Genomic DNA, 5,015 nt, shown 5'->3' with positions numbered 1-5,015 from the left:
CGGCCCTTGGAAGAGGAAGGCTTCAAACGAAGAACCTCGTCCAGTGCTGCTGCGTAGTTCTCTGCAAGCTTCTGAGCATCGAAGGAAACCTTGCCGATGATGAAGTGCAGGTTCGAGTGCTTGTCGAAGCGGAAGGCGATCTTGCCACCCTTGATCTCGTTGACGGCCTTGGCGACATCCATGGTCACGGTACCGGTCTTCGGGTTCGGCATCAGGTTACGAGGACCCAAGACCTTACCCAAACGGCCAACCTTGCCCATGAGGTCAGGGGTAGCAACTGCTGCGTCGAAGTCGGTCCAGCCGCCGGCGATCTTGGCGATCAGGTCGTCCGAGCCAACGAAGTCGGCGCCGGCTGCGATTGCAGCTTCTGCCTTGTCGCCATTGGCGAACACGAGGACGCGGGCGGTCTTGCCGGTGCCGTGGGGAAGGATCACGGTGCCGCGAACCATCTGGTCGGCCTTGCGAGGGTCGACGCCCAAGCGGAAGGCTACCTCAACGGTCTCGTCGGCCTTCGAGAAGGCGATCTCCTTGGCGAGGGCAACTGCCTCGGCCGGAGCGTAGAACTTGTCTTCTTCGATCTTCGCCGCGGCGGCTACGAATGCTTTACTGCGCTTTGCCATCTGCTTTTTCTCCTTATGCAGTCGTGGTCATGTATGGGTCGCGCGCGACCCTGCCACTTGCAATGCGGTGCACCGGATTCTTCCGGATAGTTCCGCATCGTCTTGGTTGTTATGGGGGTGCGCTCCTGAATTTCCAGGTGCGCGGGTGTGGAAGGCGGAATTAGCCTTCTACGGTGATGCCCATCGAGCGGGCGGTGCCGGCGATGATCAGGGCGGCAGACTTGATGTCGTTGGCGTTGAGGTCTTCCATCTTCACGGTGGCGATCTCTTCGACCTGTGCCTGGGTCAGCTTGGCAACCTTGACGGTGTGCGGGGTCGCTGAACCCTTGTCCACGCCTGCAGCCTTTTTGATGAGCTCGGCAGCCGGAGGAGTCTTGGTGATGAAGGTGAAGGAACGGTCTTCGTAGACAGTAATTTCAACCGGAACCACGTTGCCGCGCTGCGACTCGGTGGCGGCGTTGTACGCCTTGCAGAATTCCATGATGTTGACGCCGTGCTGACCAAGCGCCGGTCCGATCGGCGGTGCCGGGTTGGCGGCGCCTGCCTTGATCTGCAGCTTGATGAGTCCGGTGACCTTTTTCTTGGGGGCCATGTCGGGTCCTTCTTCTATTGCGTTGCCCCGTTGCACAGGAGCGTGCCTCGGGGGGTTGACCGCCGTGGCGCGGCGGCCGAGTCATGCCGATTTCCCGGTAAAGCAAACCGGGAAGGCACGAAGTCTTTAATGTTACTGGATCTTGGTGACCTGGCTGAACGACAGGGTCACCGGGGTCTCGCGCTCGAAGATCGAGACCAGGACGACCAAGGTGGAGGACTCCAGCTTGATCTCGCTGATCGTTGCCGGCAGCGTCTCGAACGGGCCGTCGTTGACGATGACCGATTCGCCGACCTCGAAGTCAACGTGGACCTCGGTGATCGGGGCGCGGCCGGCCTTCGAGTGCTCGCCATCTTCTTCGGTGACGATGGTGTGCTCGAGCATCGAGAAGACTTCCTCGAGACGCAGCGGCACGGGGTCGTGGGCGTTGCCGACGAAGCCGGTGACACCGGGAGTGTGGCGAACCGCACCCCATGAGGCGTCGGTCAGTTCCATGCGGACCAAGACGTAGCCGGGGATCCGAACGCGACGCACGATCTTGCGCGTAGTGTTCTTGATCTCCACGACCTCTTCCATCGGGACCTGGATTTCATAAATGAATTCCTCCATGCCCAGGGTCTGGATACGGGTCTCGAGGTTCACCTTGACGCGGTTTTCGTAACCTGCGTACGAGTGGATGACGTACCAGTCGCCGGGCTGGCGGCGAAGCTTGGTGCGGAATTCTTCAATGGGATCCACTGCCGGGATTTCCTCGGCTGCTTCATCCTGCTCGGCATCCTCGGGAGCCTGCACGGCGTCCTCGGAAACCTCGGGAGCCTGCTCGGCGTCCTCGGAAACGACGGAATCGGCCGATACCTGATCGGCATCAGCCTCTACTGCCTGGCCTTCGAATACTTCGGTGGCCTGCGGTTCGAGTTCCTGCTCGGACACTGCGGTTCCTGCTTTCTGTTACTGGTTCACCAGAAATGTGGGGCGAATGGTCCCGTGTTACTGTTCGGGCGAATTGGTGAAGATGAGAATTGATCCGTTTCCAAACACGAAGTCCAGACCGGAAATGATCAGCATCATGAACACCACAAAGCCGATGACTACCAACGTGTAGTTGACCAGCTCACTGCGGGTCGGGGTGACGACCTTCTTCAGTTCGGAAATCATCTGGCGGAAGAAGAGGGCCATGCCCGCGAAGAAACCGGCTTTTGACGGCTTCTTGTCGTGCCCAGCGCCGTGCGATTCGCTCGCAGTCGTTTCGGTCACCGATTCCTCGTTTCAGATTATCCCACATGAAACAATCACGGTGTGCCGCAGCCGTATCGACCACAACACACCGTGACGTGAATATTCGCCGAGCAACCGTAGATGATTGCCACTGCGCAGGGCAGACAGGACTCGAACCTGCAACCTGCGGTTTTGGAGACCGCTGCGCTACCAATTGCGCCACTACCCTTCGAGCGTAATGCTCGCGGACCATCAAATCCATTGCGGACTTGGTGATCCAGATGTTTTCCAACACCGAGGAACAAGTCTACGCAAAGAATGTGCCGATTGTCGAACCGGGCACTCCGAGCCCGGTTTCACAGGCGATTTGGCCTCCGAAGATGACTGCTAGGTTGGGTGCATGTTCCCCCTGACACCCCGGCGCCCCGGCCCTGGCCACTCCGGCGCCCTGGTCTTGCTGGTCTTTGCGGGCGGCTCCGTGCTCGATGCCATTCTGCGCACCACCTCACGTTATTCGCCTGCCGCCGGAATGCTGCCGCAGGTGCTGCTGGCCGCGGTCCCGATGTTCATCGCCATCGGCGCATGGGTGTGCCTGCGCAGCCGCAAGGACCTTTCCGGTCAGCTGTTGCTGCAATTGCTGCTGGGGATCGTCATTGGCATCCTCGCCATGCGCTCGGCCCTGCCACTGTCCTGGTACCTCGGCATCGGGCTGGTCCTCTGGGCCATGCGCCTGGGCTTGAACCTGCTGATGTGGGTGGGCACCAGCCTGCTGGTCCTGGCCGCGGGGGCGCAGTTCGGGATGATCGCGTACACCGGCGTCCTATTCCTGCCCTTCGTGGCCACCCCGGTCCTCTTCCTGGGGGCAGCGGCCTACTTCCAGCTGCACCAGGTACGCCACCAGCAACAGCAGGAGGTAGACCCCGAAGCGGACCGGGCCAGCGCCCTGCATCGCAAACGCTACGGCCGCGAGCCCGGCCAGTAGCCCACCTCGGACCCGCCGCACCGGCAGGCTCGTCGCGGCCGGCCCGCCCCTGGCGCGACCCGCGCGAAGTGACGCTTCACACTCGCGCGGCGTGTCCACAAATAATCGTCCTCCCACCACGGTGCCGACTAAGCTTGGCTCATACGTTCACCCACACCTCCCTTTCCAGGAAGCGACGACATGGCACGCATTTCCCGACGTATCGGGTCCATCGCAGAATCCGCCACACTGGCCGTAGACGGCAAAGCCAAGGCCCTGAAGGCGGCGGGGCGTCCCGTCATCGGCTTCGGCGCCGGCGAACCGGATTTCCCCACCCCCGACTACATCGTTGAGGCCGCGGTTGCCGCTGCCCGCAACCCCAAGTACCACCGCTACTCCCCCGCGGCGGGCCTGCCTGAGCTGCGCGCGGCCATCGCGGAGAAGACCATGCGCGACTCGGGCTACCGGATCGACGCCTCCCAGGTCATGGTCACCAACGGCGGCAAGCAGGCCGTGTACAACGCGTTTGCCACCCTGCTTGATCCGGGCGACGAGGTCATCATGCCCACCCCCTTCTGGACCACGTACCCCGAGGCCATCCGCCTGGCCGGCGGTGTCCCCGTCGAGGTGTTTGCCGGTCCGGAGCAGGGCTACAAGGTCACCATCGACCAGCTCGAGGCAGCGCTCACCGAGAAGACCAAGGTGCTGCTCTTCGTTTCCCCGTCCAACCCGACCGGTGCCGTGTACTCCCCGGACCAGGTGGCGGAAATCGGCCGCTGGGCCGCGTCGAAGGACCTCTGGGTCATCACCGACGAGATCTACGAACACCTGACCTATGACGATGCGGTGTTCACCTCGATCGCCACCGCCGCCCCGGAACTGGGCGACAAGGTCATCATCCTCAACGGCGTGGCCAAGACCTATGCCATGACCGGCTGGCGCGTGGGATGGATGGCCGGGCCGCTGGATGTCATCAAGGCCGCCACCAACCTGCAGTCGCACGCGACCTCCAACGTCTCGAACGTCTCGCAGATCGCCGCGCTGGCGGCCGTTTCCGGCCCGCTGGATGCGGTGGCCGAGATGCGTACGGCCTTTGACCGCCGCCGCAAGGCCATGGTCTCGGCGCTGAACGCCATCGACGGCGTGAACTGCCCGGTCCCCGAGGGCGCGTTCTACGCGTACTCGGATGTGCGCGGGCTGCTGGGCCGCGAGATCCGCGGCGTGGTGCCCAACACCAGCGCCGAGCTGGCCGCACTGATCCTGGAACAGGTGGAGGTGGCGGTGGTCCCGGGCGAGGCCTTCGGCCCCTCGGGCTACATCCGCATGTCCTACGCCCTGGGCGACGAGGACCTGGCCGAGGGTGTGGGCCGCCTGGCCACCCTGCTGGGCGAGGCCAAGTAGCGCAGCACGCGTTGAACTCTTGAAGGCCCGCGGCCGGGGCCCTTGGGGGCCGGCCCCCGGCCGTTTTGCTGGCCCCCCCCGGCGGGGGGCCGGGCCCCCTTGCCCCCGGCCGCCGGCCTTCAGGAGTTCAACGCGTGCTGCGCTACTTGGCCTCGCCCAGCAGGGTGGCCAGGCGGCCCACACCCTCGGCCAGGTCTTCGTCGCCCAGGGCGTATGACATCCGGAT

6 protein-coding genes and 1 tRNA gene are annotated in these 5,015 nt (G+C 63.5%); 2 read left to right on the top strand and 5 right to left on the bottom strand.

The window, feature by feature from the left end; genetic code table 11:
- From rplA to ACLQ7E_RS11170, 5 genes are all read right to left on the bottom strand, one after another.
- Positions 1-620, bottom strand: a 620-nt coding sequence (rplA, locus tag ACLQ7E_RS11190) for a 50S ribosomal protein L1 (RefSeq protein ID WP_411732653.1), incomplete at its 3' end; no start/stop codon positions are given.
- Between the two features lie 160 nt (positions 621-780).
- On the bottom strand, positions 781-1,212 hold the full coding sequence (gene rplK, locus ACLQ7E_RS11185) for a 50S ribosomal protein L11 (RefSeq protein ID WP_411732652.1): 432 nt from the start codon (positions 1,210-1,212) through the stop codon (positions 781-783).
- Positions 1,213-1,344: 132 nt separating this feature from the next.
- Positions 1,345-2,142 (bottom strand): transcription termination/antitermination protein NusG, encoded by a 798-nt coding sequence (nusG, locus tag ACLQ7E_RS11180; protein WP_411732651.1) that lies wholly within the window; start codon positions 2,140-2,142, stop codon positions 1,345-1,347.
- A gap of 57 nt (positions 2,143-2,199) precedes the next feature.
- Positions 2,200-2,466 carry a preprotein translocase subunit SecE gene (secE, locus tag ACLQ7E_RS11175; protein WP_411732650.1) on the bottom strand — a complete coding sequence of 89 codons (267 nt, stop codon included), beginning with the start codon at positions 2,464-2,466 and terminating at the stop codon, positions 2,200-2,202.
- A 117-nt stretch (positions 2,467-2,583) separates the two neighbouring features.
- Positions 2,584-2,656, bottom strand: a tRNA-Trp gene (locus tag ACLQ7E_RS11170).
- A 171-nt stretch (positions 2,657-2,827) separates the two neighbouring features.
- Between ACLQ7E_RS11170 and ACLQ7E_RS11165 the strand changes: the two genes are divergently transcribed.
- Both ACLQ7E_RS11165 and ACLQ7E_RS11160 read left to right on the top strand, forming a co-directional pair.
- Complete coding sequence (locus ACLQ7E_RS11165) at positions 2,828-3,409, top strand: hypothetical protein (RefSeq protein WP_411732649.1); 582 nt, start codon at positions 2,828-2,830, stop codon at positions 3,407-3,409.
- 180 nt (positions 3,410-3,589) lie between these two features.
- Complete coding sequence (locus tag ACLQ7E_RS11160; protein WP_411732648.1) at positions 3,590-4,789, top strand: pyridoxal phosphate-dependent aminotransferase; 1,200 nt, start codon at positions 3,590-3,592, stop codon at positions 4,787-4,789.
- Positions 4,790-5,015 lie beyond the last annotated feature (226 nt).

The sequence above is a fragment of the Paeniglutamicibacter sp. genome (assembly GCF_046714615.1).
Classification (GTDB): Bacteria; Actinomycetota; Actinomycetes; order Actinomycetales; family Micrococcaceae; genus Paeniglutamicibacter.
The sequence above is the reverse complement of the archived record's forward strand: the minus strand, read 5'-3'. Positions and strand labels throughout refer to the sequence as shown.